1 protein-coding gene is annotated in these 814 nt (G+C 65.1%); it reads right to left on the bottom strand.

Translation table 11 applies throughout. The features are described from left to right. On the bottom strand, window positions 1-812 hold an 812-nt coding region (locus AC3A3Q_RS18685; RefSeq protein WP_487587641.1), incomplete at its 3' end, for an elongation factor Tu. Window positions 813-814: the final 2 nt, after the last annotated feature.

Genomic DNA, 814 nt, shown 5'->3' with positions numbered 1-814 from the left:
CCCTGGTCCAGCAGCTTGCGGAACATCTCGACGCCGGTGACGGTCGTCTTCTGGGTCGGACGGATACCGACGATTTCGATTTCCTCGCCCACCTTGATGACGCCGCGCTCGATACGACCGGTCACCACGGTGCCGCGGCCCGAGATCGAGAACACGTCTTCCACCGGCATCAGGAACGCCTTGTCGACGTCACGCTGCGGCTCCGGGATGAAGGTGTCCAGCGCCTCGACCAGCTTCAGGATCGACGGCACGCCGATTTCCGACTGGTCGCCTTCCAGCGCCAGACGGGCCGAACCGTGGATGATCGGGGTGTCGTCGCCCGGGAAGTCGTACTTCGACAGCAGCTCGCGAACTTCCATCTCGACCAGCTCGAGCAGCTCGGCGTCGTCGACCATGTCGGCCTTGTTCAGGAACACGACGATGTACGGCACGCCGACCTGGCGCGACAGCAGGATGTGCTCGCGCGTCTGCGGCATCGGGCCGTCAGCGGCCGAGCACACCAGGATCGCGCCGTCCATCTGCGCCGCACCCGTGATCATGTTCTTCACGTAGTCGGCGTGGCCCGGGCAGTCCACGTGTGCGTAGTGACGGTTCGGGCTCTCGTACTCGACGTGTGCGGTCGAGATCGTGATGCCGCGAGCCTTCTCTTCCGGCGCCGCGTCGATCGCGTCGTACGCCTTGAACTCGCCACCGAAACGCTCCGCGCCCACCTTCGTCAGTGCCGCCGTCAGCGTCGTCTTGCCGTGGTCGACGTGACCGATCGTGCCCACGTTCACGTGCGGCTTGGTGCGCTCAAACTTACCCTTGGCCATGA

This window comes from Lysobacter sp. Soil_C_59 (genome assembly GCF_057656415.1).
Note: the sequence above shows the minus strand (reverse complement) of the source record. Positions and strands in the feature narration are given on the sequence as shown.